This window comes from Mycolicibacterium helvum, from assembly GCF_010731895.1.
Taxonomy (GTDB): domain Bacteria; phylum Actinomycetota; class Actinomycetes; order Mycobacteriales; family Mycobacteriaceae; genus Mycobacterium; species Mycobacterium helvum.
Window position 1 is genome coordinate 2,037,322 of sequence record NZ_AP022596.1, and the last position, 16,721, is coordinate 2,054,042.

A 16,721-nucleotide genomic window follows, 5' to 3' on the forward strand; every position below is an offset into this window, starting at 1 on the left:
CTGTGCCCGTTGACTTTCAGTTGACGATCAGGGGTGATCAACTCCCGCGGTGCCGGCCGTGCCCGGCGTGCCGTTGGCCTGTGCATCGCCACCATTGGTACCGGCGGTGCCCACGCCCAGGACCCCCGAGCCGTTGCCGCCGTTGCCGCCGTTGCCGCCGACGCCACCAATTCCGGTGCCGCCGGTGCCGCTGTTGGTGCCCTTACCGCCGGCGCCGCCGTTGCCGCCCGCATTTGTCCCGTTGGTCGAGGTCTGGCCACCGGACAACACGAAGGTGCTGTTGCCTCCGGTACCGCCGGCGCCACCGGCCGCAGCGTTCGTGCCGGTGCCATTGGCTCCACCGTCACCGCCGTTGCCGCCGGTCGACGTGCCGTTGACGATCGCGGTGCCCGCGGCAGCCGGATCGGTCGCATGAAGCCAGGCGAACCCACCGTCCCCACCGAGCGCGCCCTTGGTGGCGCCGCCGTTGCCGGCGATCGCCGAGCCGCCGGTGATGGTGCCGTTCAGACCGATGACCTCCGAGGCACCACCGTCACCGCCGGCCTTGCCATTGACGCTGGAGGCACCGCCGTTGCCACCGGTGGACGTGATGCCGATGGCGGAGCCGATGAGACCTGCGGCCGTGACCGAGGAGTTACCGCCGGTACCGCCGGTGCCTCCGCCACTCGCGGCTCCACCGTTTCCACCGGTCGCGCTGCCACTCGCCACGCCGGAGTTGGTCCCGATAATGCCTGCCTGCAGCTGAGCCGAACCGCCATTGCCGCCGACGCTGCCCGCACCCGTGGCGTCACCGCCGCTGCCGCCCTTGGCGTTTCCTGCAGCGGTGCCGTCCGGGCCGGACTGGATTCCCGCGGCGCCGCCTGCGCCGCCCAGAGCGGCCCCAACACCGCTCTTGCCGCCGGCACCGCCGGTAGCCGTCCCGCTGGCCGAACTCAGCGCGCCATCCGCGACGATGCTGGCGCCGCCGCCCTTACCGCCCGCGACTCCGGCCACGGTTGTCGCGTCGCCGCCGGCACCACCGGCACCACCGGTGGCGGTACCGGCAGCCGCGCCGCCGTTGAGGCCCGCGACAAGGGCGCCGCCGCCACCACCACCACCGCCGCCGCCGAGGCCGGCCGCAGCCGCGGTGCCCGCAGCACCCTTGCCGCCTGAACCACCCTTGCCGCCGGTGGCTCCGACGCCGTCACTCGCACCGGCACCGCCGACGCCACCGACGCCGCCCGTGCCGAACGCGGCGCCGTTGGTCCCGGCACCGCCCTTGCCGCCTGAACCGCCGTTACCACCGGCCTGGGTCGAACCATCGGCCTGGACGCCCTTGCCGGCGCCGCCGACGCCGCCCGCGCCGCCGGTACCACCGACGCCGCCGCTGCCCGCGGCACCGCTCTGATCGAGGATGAACAGGAAGCGCGCCGCACCTGCTGCGCCACCGACTCCGGCGGTACCGCCTTCGCCACCGACGCCGCCGTTCCCACTGGCGCTGCCGCCGTCCACACTTTCGGCACCGGTACCGCCGACACCGCCGGCGCCGCCCTGGCCGCCTGCGCCGCCGTTACCACCCCGGCCGAAGATCGAACTGCCTGTGCCGCCCGCGCCGCCCTGACCGCCAACGCCACCCTTGCCACCGGCACCGCCGTCGTTACCCGCGGTGCCGGTGCCGCCGGCCGTTCCGGTGGTTCCAGTGCCGCCTGCGCCACCGCTACCGCCGGCGCCGAAGATCGACAGGCTTCCGGCGTTGCCACCGGCTCCGCCGGTTGCACCGGTGGCTGCGGCGCCTGCACCGCCATTGCCGCCGTTGCCGGTGAACAGGCCGCCCTTACCGCCCTTACCGCCAGTGCCGCCGTTGATTCCGGCTACGCCCGTCCCACCCCAACCGCCGCTTCCGAACCAGCCGGCATTGCCGCCGTTGCCGCCGTTGAAGCCATCGCCGCCGGTTCCGAACAGGCCTGCGTTTCCGCCATTGCACGCAGCACCAGCAACGCACGCACCTTCGACCTTGGTGTAGCTGTAGCCATTTCCGAACAAGATGCCGGCGTTGGGGTTGTCGGCGGTGCCGTTACCGATGAACATCCTGACGAAGTCCGTAATCGGATTGGCCGCTAGCGCGGCCCTCACGGCCGCGCTGGGCGATGCCGGGTTACCGCTGACCGCCGACGCGGCAGATGCGGCCTTCTTGCCTGCGGCGGCGGAATCGACCGCGGCCGCGCTGGGGGTGGTCACCTGGGAAGCGTCGTCAATTGCCGCGGTTGGCTCGGAGTCGTTCGCCGGCGAGGACGATCGCGCAGCGGCACGGCCGCGAGGCGCAGTCTTCGCCCCAGTCGTCCCGGCCGACGGCGAGGTCGCAGTGTCAGGCTTGCTGGAGGAGTCCCCGCGTGTCGGGGCATGCGATGAACCCGCGGACGACGATCGGCCCGAACCCGCACCGGCAGAGTTCCCCGAGCCATTCGAGTCCGCGGTAGCTACCGGCAACGACACAACCGAAGCGCCCACACCCAGCGCCACCGCCAACACACCAACCCGGCCGACCCAGCGGGCATAACCTGCTGACAACGGCTCGACGCGTACCGCGCGTCGGACATTCTCGCTAACGCGGGCCTCGCCCTTCGGCGGGCTCCCGGGGTGGTCGATGATCTCCAACGAATCGCGCACCATCATTTAGGACTTCCTTGCCCATTCATGCGGAAACCCCAGATGCCCCCGCCCGTGACTCGAAAAGCTACCGAAAACGCGGCGATTCTGGAAGCATTTCCCTCTTTTCGGATCTGGCGAGCCGTCCTCGAACTGCAGCCGAAGCGGCAACGACTAGGTGAGGTGACATTCCTTGGCTGCCGATCACCAAGAATTCGCGATCACGTCACCCCGATTCGCCGCTGACCGAGGCGCTGTGCCAGGCACGACTCCTACCGTCTGAACTGCCAACGGGCACAGACAAAATCGCCATTCACGCCGGTTTCGGCCAGCACCCACTCCGAGCGGATCGGCAACACCGGCGCTCCCGAGCCAAGGCTGCAGGGCGCATACGACACGATCAACTCGTCGACCAGCCCCGCCGCGACGAACTGTGCGCCCACGTCGCCGCCGCCGACCACCCATACGTCGCGCTCCCCGGCGGCCTCGACCAGCTGGGGATGCAGGTCGGTGACCGTGCCGCTGTGCACCGTCACCGGATGCCCTTCGGCGATGATCTGCGGGCGGTGGGTGAGCACCCAGGTCGGCTGGCTGTACATCCACTCGCCGGGCTGATTGGCGAGCAGCCACTCGTAGGTCGCCGACCCCATCACCAACGCGCCTACGCATGCGTTGAAAGCCTCGTAGCCGAACGGTCCGTTGACGTCGATCGCGCGGGAAGTCAACCAGTCCAGGCTGCCCGCATCGTCGACGATGAACCCGTCCAGACTCGATGCGGTGAAGTACACGGTGGCCATGGGTGATGAGTATGGTCGGGCCGTCGGACAATCTATTCGCCCCTGATGCTGGAATACAGGGTGTGACGACCCCCGATCCATCGGCCGAACTGCAGGACCCGGAAACCCCGGAAAGTGTCCTGACCAGGTTCGGCATCACGACGCTCGATGAGAACTTCACCGAGTTCACCGTGGTGGCCTCGATGCCGGTCGGCCGCCTGGTGAACCCCTTCACCGGAATGCCGACCATCGGACCGCTGGCCATCCTGGTCGACGATGTTGGCGGTCGGGCGAACTTCTACCGCCGCGGGTCGGGGCAATGGACCGTATCCAGTGAACTGACCGTCGAGCTGAGCCCCGACGGGATCGACAGCCTGCAGGCCGCCCCCGACGAACCCGTCGTGGCCAGCAGCCGTCCGCTCGGCCCGCACGGTGCGACGCTGCTGGCAATCTGCACACTCAGCCATCGCGGCAGCACGATCGGCGGCGGCACGGTGCGAACGGTCGCGATCGCCGGCGGCCCGGACGGACCCATTCAGCGTGAACCCGACACATTGGTGCGCACACCGCGGACATCACTGGCCGAGCTGATGTCGGCTGACCCGATGCCGCCCGAAGCCGAGCGCAGCGAAGCGAGCAATGCGACCGAAGCCGAGCGCAGCAAGGCGAGCAATGAGCGCAGAGCCGGCACTTACCGCTTGGCACAGCGCCCCGATCCGATCATCAACAACATGATCGGGATCGTGCACGGCGGGGTCAGCAGCGCCGGACTGGAACTCGTGGCCTCCGCAGCGATCAATCACGGGCAGGCCGAACCATTGCGCACGGCGTCGATCCGGGTCAACTTCCTGCGGCCGTTTTTCGCCGGCACACAATCCCGTTACGAAGGAACGGCACTGCGCGTCGGCCGGAACTCCGCGATCGGAGATGCACAGGCCGTCGGCGACGACGGCAAGGTCTCGATCCTCGCGCGGGTCACCGGATACCGGTGAGCGCCATGGTCGACGACTTCGCGACGCTGTGCGCCACCGAACCAGAGCTAGCCGCGCTGCGCGCTGAAGTGCGCGCGTTCCTGTCCGCCGACCGCACCGAATTCGGTTGGCAGCCAACCGTCGACGCGTGGTTGTCGAGCTGGGATGAAGGGTTCAGCGCCCGGCTGGGCGACGCCGGATTCCTCGGCCTGACCATTCCGCGGGACTACGGCGGGCAGGGCCTCAGCCATCTGCACCGCTACGTGGTGACTGAGGAGCTGCTGGCCGCGGGAGCTCCGGTGGCCGCACACTGGATCGCCGACCGTCAGGTCGCTCCCGGCCTGCTGGCCTACGGCTCCGAAGAGCAGCGACAGCGGCTGCTTCCCAGCATCGCTGCCGGACGCTACTTCTCGGCGATCGGTATGAGTGAGCCGCAGGCCGGTTCGGATCTCGCCGCGTCCGCCGCCAAGGCCACCCGGACTGACGGTGGCTGGCTGCTGTCGGGCACCAAGGTGTGGACCAGCGGCGCGCATCTGGCTCATCAGATCGTGGTGTTGGCCCGTACCAGTCCGGTGGACCCAGACCGGCGGCATGCCGGGTTCAGCCAGTTCATCGTGCCCACCGACTCGGAGCGCCTAACGATCAGCCCCATCGTGATGATGTCCGGCGAGCACCACTTCAACGAAGTCACCTTCGACGAGGTGTTCGTCGGCGACGACAATCTACTGGGCGAGATCGGTGCCGGCTGGCACCAGGTCACGGCCGAATTGTCGTTCGAACGCAGCGGCCCCGAACGCATCCTGAGCACCGCTCCGTTGCTGACCGCGCTGGTGCGGCTGCTGGCAAACCTGGACGATCTCGACGACCATGCCGCCGCGGCCGTCGGCGATCTGCTAGCCAGAGTCATCTCACTGCGCCAGCTGTCGGTGTCGGTGGCCAGGGCGCTGGCCGCCGGGCAGTCGCCGGCGAACGAAGCCGCACTGGTCAAAGACCTGGGCACCAGCTTCGAACAGGAGTCGGTGGACCTGGCCGCCGACCTGCTCTCCTACGCTGCCGACACGCCGGACCGCGACCGGGTGGCCGCGCTGTTGGACATCGCGCGACTGCACTCACCGCTGTTCACGCTGCGCGGCGGCACCAACGAGGTGCTGCGCGGCGTGGTGGCACGGGGAATGGGGTTGCGGTGACGCGAGCATTGACCGGTGGGGTGTTCGGGCCCCTAGGCGGCACCAGCGATTTCGCCGAGCTGCGGCGGCTAGCCGAGGGTATCGGCGCGCGATCCTTCGACGACCGGATCGGCCACCGCGGTCTACCCGACGAATTCGACGCCACTGCTTGGGGCCATCTCCAGGACGCCGGCCTGGCCCGCCTGACGAGCGACCTCGAATCTGGCGGTGGTCCAACAGAATTGGGCCTGATTCTGCGTGCGCTGGCTCGTCACGCCGTCACGGTGCCGCTCGCGGAGACCGATGTGCTGGCCGGCTGGCTCGCCGCCAAGGCCGGGCTCGTGGTACCCGGCGAGGGCCCGCTGACAATCGCGATCGGCCCAGCCGGGGCGACGACCATCCCTGGCGTGCCGTATGCCGGTGCCGCTGCCGCGATCGTGCTGGCCCTGCGCGACGGCCCCACACTTCAGGTCGCGATCGCCCACCCCGCGACCATCGCCACGGGGCACAACCTCGGCGGCGAGCCACGCGACACCGTCACCGTGGTCGCGCCAACGGAGTTCGTCACCGTCGGCGGTGCAGCCGACGAACTGATGCGGCGCGGGGCGTGGGCGCGCTGCGTGCAGTCGCTGGGCGCATTGGACGCCGCGGTCGAGTTCTCGGTGGCCCACACTCGCGATCGTGAGCAATTCGGCCGGCCGCTGAGCGCCTTCCAGTCCGTGCAACACACGCTGGCGAAGATGGCCGGTGAAGTGGAGCGGGCAAGGGCAGCCACCGAACTGGCCGTCGCCGCCGTCGCCGACCACGGATTCGACAGCGTCCAGGCCGATTACGCGGTAACAGTGGCCAAAGTGGTGCTGGGCCGCGTCGTGCCGACCGTCGTCACCGCCGCCCACCAGCTGCACGGTGCGATCGGCGTGACCATCGAGCACCGGCTGTGGCTGGCGACTATGCGGGCCCGCGGCTGGATCGACGAGTTCGGCGACACCGCGTCGCATGCCCGCCACCTGGGCCGGCTGGCGCTGGCTGCCGCCCGCGACGGCGACCCGTGGGATTTCGTCGTCGGACGCTACTGATCGACCACTTCTTGGGCGACGGTCGTCAGAATGTCGATTACCTGCGCGACCGCGGGACGCGCGGTGGCTCCGACGCGTGTGACTGCCTCGATCCGGCGTGCGATACGCACTCCACTGAGCGGCTTGCGAACAAGCGCTCGTGTGGTGTGGACGTACCGGGGCAGTAGAGCAATGCCGACCCCAGCCGCAACAAGTTCCTCGACGACTCGGAAGTCGTTGACTCGCTGAACGATTCGCGGACGGACGCCGGCAATGGTCGCCAGAGAGCGCAGGACGTCGTCAACCATCAGTCCACCCTCGACGCCGATCCAGGCTTCGTCGGCCAGTTCACGCAGCGGGATGCGCGAACTGTCAGCCAACCGATGATGCTGTGGCAGCAGGATTTCGAGAGGCTCGCGCAGCAGCGGGATGGCCTCGATTCGAGGTCCCCATGGGTTGGTGTCCCGCTCGTCGCGGTGCACGACGACGACGTCGAAATCGGCGAGTTGAGTGGGTGCGTTCATCGCGGGCTGATCGATATCGCGACCCAGCACCTCCACGCCGACGGCGGCAGCGCGAGTGATGAGTCCAGCGAGCAACATTGCGGCACCCGAAGGGAACATGGCCACCCGGACAGTGCCACGCGGGGTGGACCGGTAGGCGTCCATATCCGCCTGCGCCCGGTCGAGGGCGGCAAGAACCTCATCGGCCCGGGCGACCAGGGTGCGGCCGGCATCGGTGAGTCGCACCCGGCGCCCGTCGGGTTCCAGGAGCGGGACCCCGGCCTCGCGTCGCAAGATCTTGAGCTGTTGGGAAACCGCTGATGGCGTCAGTGACATCGCCTCGGCGACTGCGTGCACAGTGCCGCGCTCAGACAGTTCGCGCAAGAGGCGCAACCGCACCACATCCATGTAGCTAATCTACTGGTTTAGTTCACAATGTATTGCTTGTCTAATGAGTTGGCGCCTGGGCACCATGTCGTCATGTCCGCCCACCGCCATGTCGACGTGGCTCTGCTCGTCGTCGCCGTCGCCTGGGGATCGAGCTATCTGGCGGCCAAGGAAGTCGCCACAACCGAGAGTGTGTTCGGGTTTCTCGTCATCAGGTTCGCCCTTGCCGCGGCCGGACTGATGGTCGTGCTGGGCACGAGACTGCGCCGCATCACTCGATCCGAGATCGCGTTTGGCGGCCTGTTCGGAACGATCCTCAGCGTCATCTTCACCCTGGAGACATTCGGGCTCACCACGACGTCGGCATCGAACGCGGGACTGATCATCTCCCTGACCATTGTGCTGACTCCGTTGCTAGAGCAGTGGATTCACGGCACGCGCCTGCCCGCGACCTTCTACTGCGCGAGCATGGTCGCGGTCCTCGGCGTTGGACTTCTCACTCAACGGGGCGGATACGCCAGACCGAGCCTCGGTGACGTGTTGATGGTGCTCGCCGCTGCGGCCCGTGCGGGTCACGTCATCGTGATGGCACACCTTTCCAGGGGCCGAAGCCTCAACCCCGGATGCGTCACTCTCGTGCAGATCTGCTTCTGCCTGGCGGTGTTCAGCACCGTCGCTCAGTTCACCGGCCGCGGCGCGGGAGACGTCGCTGCCCACTTGCCGCTCCAGGGCTGGCTCATCACCGCCTACCTCGCCCTGGCGTGCACTGTCTTCGCGTTCGTCATCCAAGCCTGGGCGGTGCGCCGAACGTCGCCAGCACGAGTGAGTCTGCTGCTGGGCACCGAACCGCTGTGGGCGGCCGCGGTCGGAATCCTCGTCGCCGGGGACCCGCTCAGCGTTGCCGCAGTCGCCGGCGCCATGCTGGTGCTCGCCGGAACGAACTGGGGCAGAACAATTGTCGTAGCGTCGAGCTCAGAGCCACGTCCCGCGCCAAGTCAAGCTCCCCCGAGCTCGAAGTTGCTCGGGAGATCTACCTATTTATGGCAACCCGGATCTAGCTGCCGGTCCAGTTCGGCGCGCGCTTCTCGGCGAATGCCACCGCGCCTTCGCGCGCGTCGTTGGAGGCGAAGACGGGCATCATGATCTTGCCCTGCTTCTTCCACTGCTCCTCGGGAGACCAGCCGCGCGACTCGGTGATGATCCGCTTGGTGGCCGCCACTGCCAGCGGGCCGTTGGCAGTGATCCGCTCGGCCAGTTCGATCGCGGCCTCCAGCGCATGCCCGGGCTCGGCCACCACGTTGACCAAGCCCAGTTCGTGGGCACGTGCGGCCGGCAGGTTCTCACCGGTCAGCGCCAGCTCCATCGCGATCTGGTACGGGATGCGCTGGGGCAGACGCAGCAGCCCGCCGCCGCCGGCCACCAGGCCACGCTTGACCTCGGGGATGCCGAAAGCGGAGTCGCTGGCGGCCACGATCAAGTCGGTGGCCAGCGCCAGCTCGGTCCCGCCTGCCAGGGCATAACCCTCGACCGCGGCAATGAGCGGCTTGAGCGGCGGACGCTCGGTGAAGCCGAGGCCGCGCCCCTCGGCCACGACGTTCTCGCCGCGGGCGAAGGCCTTGAGGTCCATGCCCGCGCAGAACGAACCACCTGCTCCGGTGACGATGCCCACCGACAGCCCGGCGTCGCCGTCGAGCTCGTCCATCGCGGCAGCAAGACCATTACTGACCGCGGCATTGACGGCGTTCTTGGCTTTGGGCCGGTTGATGGTGATGATCAGGATGCGGCCGCGGCGCTCGGTGAGGACGGCAGGCTCTTCGGTAACGGCGTTTTCGCTCACGTTTGGCATGGTAACGATCGAGGTACAGCGATCGTCGCCAGCCCGGTACGATCAAAACTAGAACACGTTTCAATTCCTAGGAGGATCCGTGAGCTCCATCGACGCGGAACGCACCGAATCGGCCAAATGGGATCCGGGCCTGGTGGAAAAGACGATGGGCGTGCTGCGCCCGTTCCTCAAGCTGTATCACCGCAGTGAGGTCCGCGGGCTGGAGTCGTTCCCGCCCGGCGGCGCACTGGTGGTGTCCAACCACTCCGGCGGCCTGTTCGCGATGGACGTACCGGTGTTCGCGCTGGGCTTCTATGACCATTTCGGGTACGACCGCCCCGTCTACACCCTGAGCCACGACCTGGTGCTGACCGGTCCGACCGCCGGCTTCTTCATCAAGAACGGCTTCATCCGCGCGAATCACGAGAACGCCGACGAGGCGCTGCGTTCCGGCGGCGTGGTGGTGGTCTTCCCCGGTGGCGACTACGACGTCTACCGGCCGACCCTGGCTCAGAACAAGATCGACTTCGACGGCCGCACCGGCTACGTGCGGGCCGCGATCAACGCCGGCGTGCCAATCGTGCCCACGGTGGCCATCGGCGGTCAGGAGAGCCAGTTCTACCTCACCCGAGGCACCGGCCTGGCCAAGGCGCTGCGGCTGGACAAGCTGCTGCGAGCGAAGATCCTGCCCATCTCATTCGGCTTCCCGTTCGGGTTGAGCGCCGTCGTTCCGCTGAACGTCCCGCTGCCCACCAAGATCGTCGTACAGGTGCTCGAGCCGATCGACATCGCCGAGCAGTTCGGCGAGGACCCCGACATTCATGCCGTCGACGCCTACGTGCGCGGTGTGATGCAGCGGGCGCTCGACGACCTGGCCGCGCAGCGCCGCCTGCCGGTGATCGGCTGATGGATCTACTGGCCCGGCTGACCTCGGTCGGCGACGCAGTTGTCACGCTGGCCAAGGCCGGCTTCCTGACCCCGATGCGCCCGGACCGGACGGTGCGGATGGTCGCGGCCGCGCGCGACGAGGGACTGACGATCGCCACCGGGTTCGCGACGGCCGCCGCCCGCCGCCCGGACAGCCCCGGCCTGATCGACGAGCTGGGCACACTGACCTGGCGCGAGCTCGACGAGCGCGCCCATGCCTTGGCCGCCGCGCTGCAGCAGCTGCCGGCCGGGACACCCCAAGTGGTCGGCATCATGTGCCGCAACCACCGCGGCTTCGTCGAGTCGCTGATCGCGGCCACCCGCATCGGCGCCGACGTCCTGCTGCTGAACACCTCGTTCGCCGGACCCGCGCTGGCCGAGGTGGTCAACCGTGAGCAGGCCGACGTCGTCATCTACGACGAGGAGTTCACCGAGTCGGTGGACCGGGCGCTGGCCGACCGACCACAAGCGGCCCGAATCCTCGCGTGGACCGACGCGGCTACCGGATCTGATGTCGCCGGCCCAGCGGCTCCGGCCACGCCCACCGTCGAAAAACTGATCGCCACCCACACCGGACAGCGGGCCACCAAAACCGGCCGCAAGAGCCGGCTCATCCTGCTGACCTCGGGCACCACCGGAACGCCCAAGGGCGCCAAGCACTCCGGTGGCGGGGCCGGCAATCTCGTCGCAATCCTGAGCCGCACGCCGTGGCGGCTGGGCGAGACCACGGTGGTCGTCGCACCGATGTTCCACGCCTGGGGCTTCTCGCAGTTGGTGTTCTCCTCGGCGATGGCCTGCACGGTGGTAACCCGCCGCAAGTTCGATCCGGAGGCGACGCTGGCGCTGGTCGACAAGTATCAGGCCACCGGATTGTGTGTGGTGCCGGTGATGTTCGACCGCATCATGGATCTTCCCGACGATGTCCGCCAGCGCTACAGCGGCCGCTCACTGCGGTTCGCAGCATGCTCGGGGTCGCGGATGCGGCCCGATGTCGTCACCACATTCATGGACGAGTTCGGCGACGTCATCTACAACAACTACAACGCGACCGAGGCGGGCATGATCGCCACCGCGACCCCGGCCGACCTGCGGGTCGCACCCGACACCGCGGGTAAGCCGGCCGCCGGCACCGAGATCCGGATCTACGACGACGAATTCGGACCGGTCCCCACCGGGGAGGTCGGGCGGATCTTCGTCAAGAACTCCACCCAGTTCGACGGCTACACCTCGGGCAATACCAAGGACTTTCACGACGGCTTCATGTCCTCGGGCGATATCGGCCGCCTCGATGCGGCCGGCCGGCTGTTCGTCGTGGGCCGCGACGACGAGATGATCGTCTCCGGCGGCGAGAACGTCTATCCGATCGAGGTGGAGAAGACGCTCGCCGGGCATCCGGAGGTGGCCGAGGCCACCGTGCTCGGCGTCGAGGACGAACAATACGGTCAACGGCTGGTCGCCTTCGTGGTGCTCACCGACGGAGCGAGCGCAGGCTCCGACGACCTCAAAGCCCATGTCCGGGGGAACCTGGCCAACTACAAGGTCCCGCGGGAGATCACCATCCTGACCGAGCTCCCGCGCGGCAGCACTGGCAAGATCCTGCGTAATGAACTCATCGCTCGCACGTCTGACGGCTAAGCTGCGGCGCCCGCGCCCGCTGGCGCGTGCCATCGTCGAATTAACCAATGCCGCCAACGGGTTTCGCCCGCTGGGCCGCAAAGGCTACAAAACGCTGGCGCTGTTCTGGTTTGGCTGGCCCACCTCGGAGCTACCGCTGCTCTACCTGGCGGGCTCGGTGCTCGACGCCGCGCGCCGCGGGCTGCGTGGCGATTTCCGCGGCCGGCGCGGATTCGCGGCTCTGGCACTGACCGCGCTGTCCTGGCCGATCCTGGTGGCCATCCAGCGCCGAAATGTGACCACCCCGAAGCCGGTGCTGCGCGCCGCCCTGGTCGACGGCCTCGGCGAGGATTACCTCGACGTCCTCGACACCCTGCCGAGCACCCCGTCCCCGTCCGGGCGGCCGACGGCCTGGCGGACCACCTGGGCGCGGCGGCAGTACGTGGAGAAGACCAATATCGTCAGCTACGGGCCGCACGGCCGGGCCAACCTGGCCGACGTGTGGCGGCGCCGGGACCTGCCGCGCGACGGCAAGGCGCCGGTGCTGCTCGAGGTGCCCGGCGGGGCGTGGGCGATCGGCTGGCGCCGCCCGCAGGCCTACCCATTGATGAGCCACCTCGCCGACCGCGGCTGGATCTGCGTGGCTATGAATTACCGTGTCAGCCCGGCACATACCTGGCCGGACCACATCGTCGACGTCAAACGTGCGCTGGCGTGGGTGAAGGCCAATATCGCCGATTACGGCGGCGACCCCGATTTTGTCGCGATCACCGGCGGCTCGGCCGGTGGCCATCTGGCTGCGCTGGCCGCGTTGACCCCGAACGACCCCGAGTACCAGCCCGGCTTCCCGGACGCCGACACCTCGGTGGTGGCCGCCGTGCCGGTGTACGGCCGCTACGACTGGTTCACCGCCCACGGCGAGGGCCGCCGCGAGTTCATCGGTTATCTCGAACGATTCGTGGTCAAACGGCAGTTCACCAGATTCCGCGAGATCTACACCGCCGCGTCGCCGATCCGCCGGTTGCGTGCCGACGCCCCGCCGTTCTTCATCCTGCATGGCGAAAACGATTCGCTGATCCCGGTCGGCGAGGCACGCGAATTCGTCGAGCAGTTCCGCGATGTGTCGCAATCGCCGGTGCTCTACGCCGAATTGCCAGGAGCCCAGCACGCCTTCGACATATTCTCTTCACCGCGGGCGCATAACTCGGCCGATGCCGTCGGGCAGTTCCTCTCCTGGGTGTACGCCAGCCGGATGAAGAAGGAGCCTGGTGCGTAGACAGATTCGGCGCGTGCGCGATATCGGCCTGAGGCGGTTGGCCCTCGTTTTCTTCATTCTGGTCGCCGTCATGTCAGCGAGCGTCACCGGATACCTCACCAGCAGGCACAGCACCAATCAGAACAGTTATTTCGGTGACGTCGACAATCCCGATGCCGTCGACGTCACCGTCTGGATTTCGCGTGTCGACGCGACGACGCAATCACTGGCGGTGACCGTCGTAGACATCCACCCGACCGGGACGCTGGCCAACCCCAATGGCACCTTCGCCCAGGACACAACGGTGACCACCGCCGCCGTCGGCAACTGGCAGGCCCAGATCAAGGCCGGTGATCCCGCGCCGGATATCGATCAACGAGTCAGCATCTACGGCGCGGTCACCGACTACCCGTTCGATCGCTACACCGGCCGGCTGGAAGTGCATGCCTACAACGCCGAAAACGCCGATTTCCCGGTATCCCTCACCGTGTTGAACACCGACCCGTTCTTCGGGATCAACACCAAGGCCGACGCCTCGCCGAACGGCGGCGCGGCGGTGAACCTCGGGGTCTACCGCAGCATGCCCACCCTGATCTTCGCCGTGTTCGTCATGGTGCTGATGCTGGGCCTGGCAATAGGCGCCCTGGTCGCGGCCTTCTACGTACTGCACTGGCGGCGCGGTCTGATCTTCCCAGCCTGTTCGATGATGGCGGCCATCCTGTTCGCCTTGATCCCGCTGCGCAACGCGGTGCCCGGCAATCCACCGATCGGATCGATCATCGACTTCGGGTCGTTCTTCATCGCCGAAGCCGTCATCTCAATCGCGTTGATCTCCAGCATCGTGGTGGGCTTCCGTCATCAGCGCAGCATCGAACGCGCCGAGGAAGAACCCCAACCTGCGAGCTAGGCCTGCGCCATGGCGGTCTCCACGACCGCCAGCTCACCGGAAAGCCCTGCAGCCACTCGGATTTCGGAAAACGCCTCGAGCATCGCGTCGGTGACTTCGTGCGGATCGCCGACCGTGGAGCCGTCGGTGAGCACCGAGATGTTGAGCTGGTCCACGTAACTCCACACGGTGATGTTCAACCCGCTGCCCGCGGTAAGCGGACCGACGGAGTAGATCTCGGTGACCAGCGCACCACCGACGCGGCCATGTTCACGCGGGCCGGGCACATTCGAGATGGGCAGGTTCAGCACCTTGTTCTGGCCGTCCCTGGTGGACAACCACTTGAACAGGGCTTGAGCCGGTGCGGGCGGCAGGTACGTCGACCACCGGCTGATTAACTCCGGCCCGACGAGGTGGTGGCCTTCCTTGGCCAACACCGCGGCATCGTGGGTCTGCCGCACCCGCTCCAACGGATCGGCGACCTCCACGGGCACAGCCACCATCATGCCGGTGAAGAAGTTGCCCGACACCCGGTCCGGGTCGAAGTTGAAGCTCACCGGCACCGAAGCCAAGAGTGGATGATTCGCCTTACCGTCGTAGCGCAACAGCAGCGTTCGCAGCGCCCCGGCCGCGGTGGCAAGCACCAGGTCGTTGATAGTCACGCCGAGGAGCTTGCTGGTCTCCTTGAACTCGGCGAGCGCCAAAGTCGCAGTGGCGAAACGTCGTTGGGGGTCGAGCATGTGGTTCATGAACGACGGCGGCGGGGTGAACGGCATGGTCAGCTCGGGTGACAGCTTACGAGAGCTATTCCGCACTCGCCGCATTCCGTCAGCCGTGTACTTGATCACGCCGGGCAGCCGCGACAGCTGGCGCAGATGGTCGGTGAACGCCGAGCGCACCAGGTCGCCGCTGGCCGGTGCGGGGTCGGTCGGAAAATCTTGGTCCGGATCGGGGCCGGTCTGCAGATCCATCCCGCGGGCCATCAGGTTGCCGGAGGCGACCCCGTCGGCCAGAGCGTGGTGGATCTTGCCGACGACCGCGATTCGGCCATTGGCCAGCCCTTCGACGAAGTACATCTCCCACAGCGGTCGGCTGCGGTCCAGCGGAGTGCTGGCGATCTCCCCGATCGCCTCGTCGAGCTCGCGACGGCCACCCGGCTGCCGCACCCGCCACGGGCGGATGTGGTACTCGAGATCGACATCGCAGTTCTCCCGCCACATCGGGTGGTGGAATTTGAACGGGATGTTGACCAACTGGTAGCGGAACGGGTCGAGTTTGTAGAGCCGGCCACGGATGACCTGGCGGAACTCCTCGACGCCGAAACTGCGGTCGCCGACACCCTGTAAATCGATGACCGCGATTTTGAGGGTGTGCATGTGCACATTGGGTGCCTCGCTGTACAACAGCACCGCATCCCAGCCACGCAGTCTCTTCATCGCTGAACCCTCTTCACCCGGTATGCCACGTGCTCGGGACCCTACAACCGGTGCGGGCTCAGATCACCTCTTTGGTGGACATGGCGCCGCGGTCGCGGTGAATCTGGTTGAGGAACAGTCCGATTGCGGTGGCGACCGACCCGGTGCGCGCACCGTCGGTCATGTCGAAACCGTGACCGGCACCGGGCAATTCAACGTAGCTGACGGCAGAGCGGGACACCCCGCGCAGCCGTTCGACGAAGGAACGGGCCTGCTCGACGGGAATCACGCTGTCACCGGAGCCATGCACCACCAAGAAGGGCGGCGCCTTGGGATGGATCCGCGCGATCGGCGAGGCCTTGCGGAAAAGGTCACCGTGGCGGCTCTGTTTCTTGTTGACCACCACGCGCTCCAGGAAGTCCACGAAGCGGGTGCGCTCGGGAGTCGAGCGATCTTCCCAGTCATAGCGCCCGTAGATGCCGACGACGGCGTCGACGGCGGTGTCCGACCCCGCCGGCAGGTGCGCCTGGTACTCGGGGTCGTCGATCGTCAGGCCGGCCAATGCGGCGAGGTGACCGCCGGCCGAACACCCGGCCACGGCAACAAAATTACGGTCGCCGCCGAAGCGGTCGACGTTGGCGCGGGCCCAGGCGATCGCGGCCTTGACATCGTGAATATGCCGCGGCCACCGATGGTGGGGCGCAACGCGGTAATCGATCGACAGGCACACCCAGCCCTTGGCAGCCAGATGGGACATCAGCGCGTACCCCTGCAGAATCCGGCTGCCGTGCACCCAGGCACCGCCGGGCAGGAACACCATGACCGGAGCGGGTTCGGCGGGCAGATCGTCACGGCGCCAGACGTCGAGGAGCTGTGCAGGGTCGTCGCCGTAGCGCACCGACGACCGGTACAGATGCTTGCGGTGTTCCAGGGCATTCAAGACCGGTGGCGTCCGCTCGGGCGCCGGCCACTCGATCTGCAGATCCTCGGTGGCGACGACACCGCGAAGCCCCTCCTCGGACACCGCACGGGTGCTTTCCCGCTCAGTCTTGCGCACCTCGCCCGCACCGGGGCGCAACCACGAACGCGCGGCCGCACCGACCAGCTCAGGCATCTGCCGGGCACCCCAGACACTCATCGCGGTGGCGGCGCCAAGCGGCTCGAGATGCTTGCCGACTATCGGCAGCTGGGCCGAGGCCACACTCATGGCCAGCAGGTAATCAGCCGGACCGGCCTGCATCAGCCAGCGAGCCGTCGTCCACGGTCGTACCGTCATGGCGCGAGCCTACCTCGCCCACTGCGCGGCAAACGACAAA

General features: G+C 67.7%; 15 protein-coding genes. 9 read left to right on the plus strand and 6 right to left on the minus strand.

Annotated features, from left to right (window positions below):
- Positions 1-27: 27 nt before the first annotated feature.
- Positions 28-2,067 (minus strand): hypothetical protein, encoded by a 2,040-nt coding sequence (locus G6N38_RS31000; protein WP_163747282.1) that lies wholly within the window; start codon positions 2,065-2,067, stop codon positions 28-30.
- Here G6N38_RS31000 and G6N38_RS09410 point away from each other — a divergent pair.
- The gene (locus tag G6N38_RS09410) at positions 2,060-2,536 is read left to right on the plus strand and encodes a hypothetical protein (protein ID WP_163747283.1); all 477 of its coding nucleotides are present in this window, start codon (positions 2,060-2,062) and stop codon (positions 2,534-2,536) included. The genes G6N38_RS31000 and G6N38_RS09410 overlap by 8 nt on opposite strands.
- Positions 2,537-2,897: 361 nt before the next feature.
- Here the strand turns inward: G6N38_RS09410 and G6N38_RS09415 are convergent, their stop codons facing one another.
- Positions 2,898-3,422, minus strand: a complete 525-nt coding sequence (locus G6N38_RS09415; protein ID WP_163747284.1) for a dihydrofolate reductase family protein — start codon at positions 3,420-3,422, stop codon at positions 2,898-2,900.
- Positions 3,423-3,484: 62 nt separating this feature from the next.
- On the opposite strand from G6N38_RS09415, the gene G6N38_RS09420 reads away from it, so the two are divergent.
- The 3 genes from G6N38_RS09420 to G6N38_RS09430 are packed head-to-tail and all read left to right on the plus strand — an operon-like array spanning position 3,485 to position 6,614.
- Positions 3,485-4,393 (plus strand): PaaI family thioesterase, encoded by a 909-nt coding sequence (locus G6N38_RS09420; RefSeq protein WP_246227820.1) that lies wholly within the window; start codon positions 3,485-3,487, stop codon positions 4,391-4,393.
- A gap of 5 nt (positions 4,394-4,398) precedes the next feature.
- Entirely contained in the window at positions 4,399-5,559 is a 1,161-nt protein-coding gene (locus G6N38_RS09425) for an acyl-CoA dehydrogenase family protein (protein ID WP_163747285.1), read from the plus strand.
- Positions 5,556-6,614: an acyl-CoA dehydrogenase family protein gene (locus tag G6N38_RS09430; protein ID WP_163747286.1), complete on the plus strand. Its 1,059-nt coding sequence runs from the start codon at positions 5,556-5,558 to the stop codon at positions 6,612-6,614. The genes G6N38_RS09425 and G6N38_RS09430 overlap by 4 nt, the downstream gene beginning before the upstream one ends.
- On the opposite strand, the gene G6N38_RS09435 is transcribed toward G6N38_RS09430, so the two are convergent.
- Positions 6,608-7,504, minus strand: a complete 897-nt coding sequence (locus G6N38_RS09435) for a LysR family transcriptional regulator (protein WP_163747287.1) — start codon at positions 7,502-7,504, stop codon at positions 6,608-6,610. The two genes, G6N38_RS09430 and G6N38_RS09435, sit on opposite strands and share 7 nt — an antisense overlap.
- Positions 7,505-7,576: 72 nt before the next feature.
- Between G6N38_RS09435 and G6N38_RS09440 the strand changes: the two genes are divergently transcribed.
- Complete coding sequence (locus G6N38_RS09440; RefSeq protein ID WP_163747288.1) at positions 7,577-8,626, plus strand: DMT family transporter; 1,050 nt, start codon at positions 7,577-7,579, stop codon at positions 8,624-8,626.
- Here G6N38_RS09440 and G6N38_RS09445 read toward each other — a convergent pair.
- The gene (locus G6N38_RS09445) at positions 8,538-9,320 is read right to left on the minus strand and encodes a crotonase/enoyl-CoA hydratase family protein (protein WP_407662956.1); all 783 of its coding nucleotides are present in this window, start codon (positions 9,318-9,320) and stop codon (positions 8,538-8,540) included. The genes G6N38_RS09440 and G6N38_RS09445 overlap by 89 nt on opposite strands.
- Positions 9,321-9,474: 154 nt before the next feature.
- Here G6N38_RS09445 and G6N38_RS09450 point away from each other — a divergent pair, with 154 nt between their 5' ends.
- Genes G6N38_RS09450 through G6N38_RS09465 form a run of 4 tightly spaced genes read left to right on the plus strand, consistent with a single transcriptional unit; the run spans position 9,475 to position 14,011 of the window.
- Positions 9,475-10,215, plus strand: a complete 741-nt coding sequence (locus G6N38_RS09450; RefSeq protein ID WP_407662981.1) for a 1-acyl-sn-glycerol-3-phosphate acyltransferase — start codon at positions 9,475-9,477, stop codon at positions 10,213-10,215.
- Positions 10,215-11,870, plus strand: coding sequence for an acyl-CoA ligase FadD12 (gene fadD12 / locus G6N38_RS09455; RefSeq protein WP_163747291.1), 1,656 nt, complete (start codon positions 10,215-10,217; stop codon positions 11,868-11,870). The genes G6N38_RS09450 and fadD12 overlap by 1 nt, the downstream gene beginning before the upstream one ends.
- Positions 11,839-13,125, plus strand: a complete 1,287-nt coding sequence (locus G6N38_RS09460) for an alpha/beta hydrolase (protein ID WP_163747292.1) — start codon at positions 11,839-11,841, stop codon at positions 13,123-13,125. Before fadD12 ends, G6N38_RS09460 begins: the two co-directional genes overlap by 32 nt.
- Positions 13,118-14,011 carry a DUF4436 family protein gene (locus G6N38_RS09465; protein ID WP_246227822.1) on the plus strand — a complete coding sequence of 298 codons (894 nt, stop codon included), beginning with the start codon at positions 13,118-13,120 and terminating at the stop codon, positions 14,009-14,011. Before G6N38_RS09460 ends, G6N38_RS09465 begins: the two co-directional genes overlap by 8 nt.
- Here the strand turns inward: G6N38_RS09465 and G6N38_RS09470 are convergent.
- A complete protein-coding gene (locus tag G6N38_RS09470; RefSeq protein WP_163747293.1) occupies positions 14,008-15,426 on the minus strand; it encodes a WS/DGAT/MGAT family O-acyltransferase in 1,419 nt (472 codons plus the stop codon). The genes G6N38_RS09465 and G6N38_RS09470 overlap by 4 nt on opposite strands.
- 58 nt (positions 15,427-15,484) lie before the next feature.
- A complete protein-coding gene (locus tag G6N38_RS09475) occupies positions 15,485-16,681 on the minus strand; it encodes an alpha/beta hydrolase (protein ID WP_163747294.1) in 1,197 nt (398 codons plus the stop codon).
- Positions 16,682-16,721 lie beyond the last annotated feature (40 nt).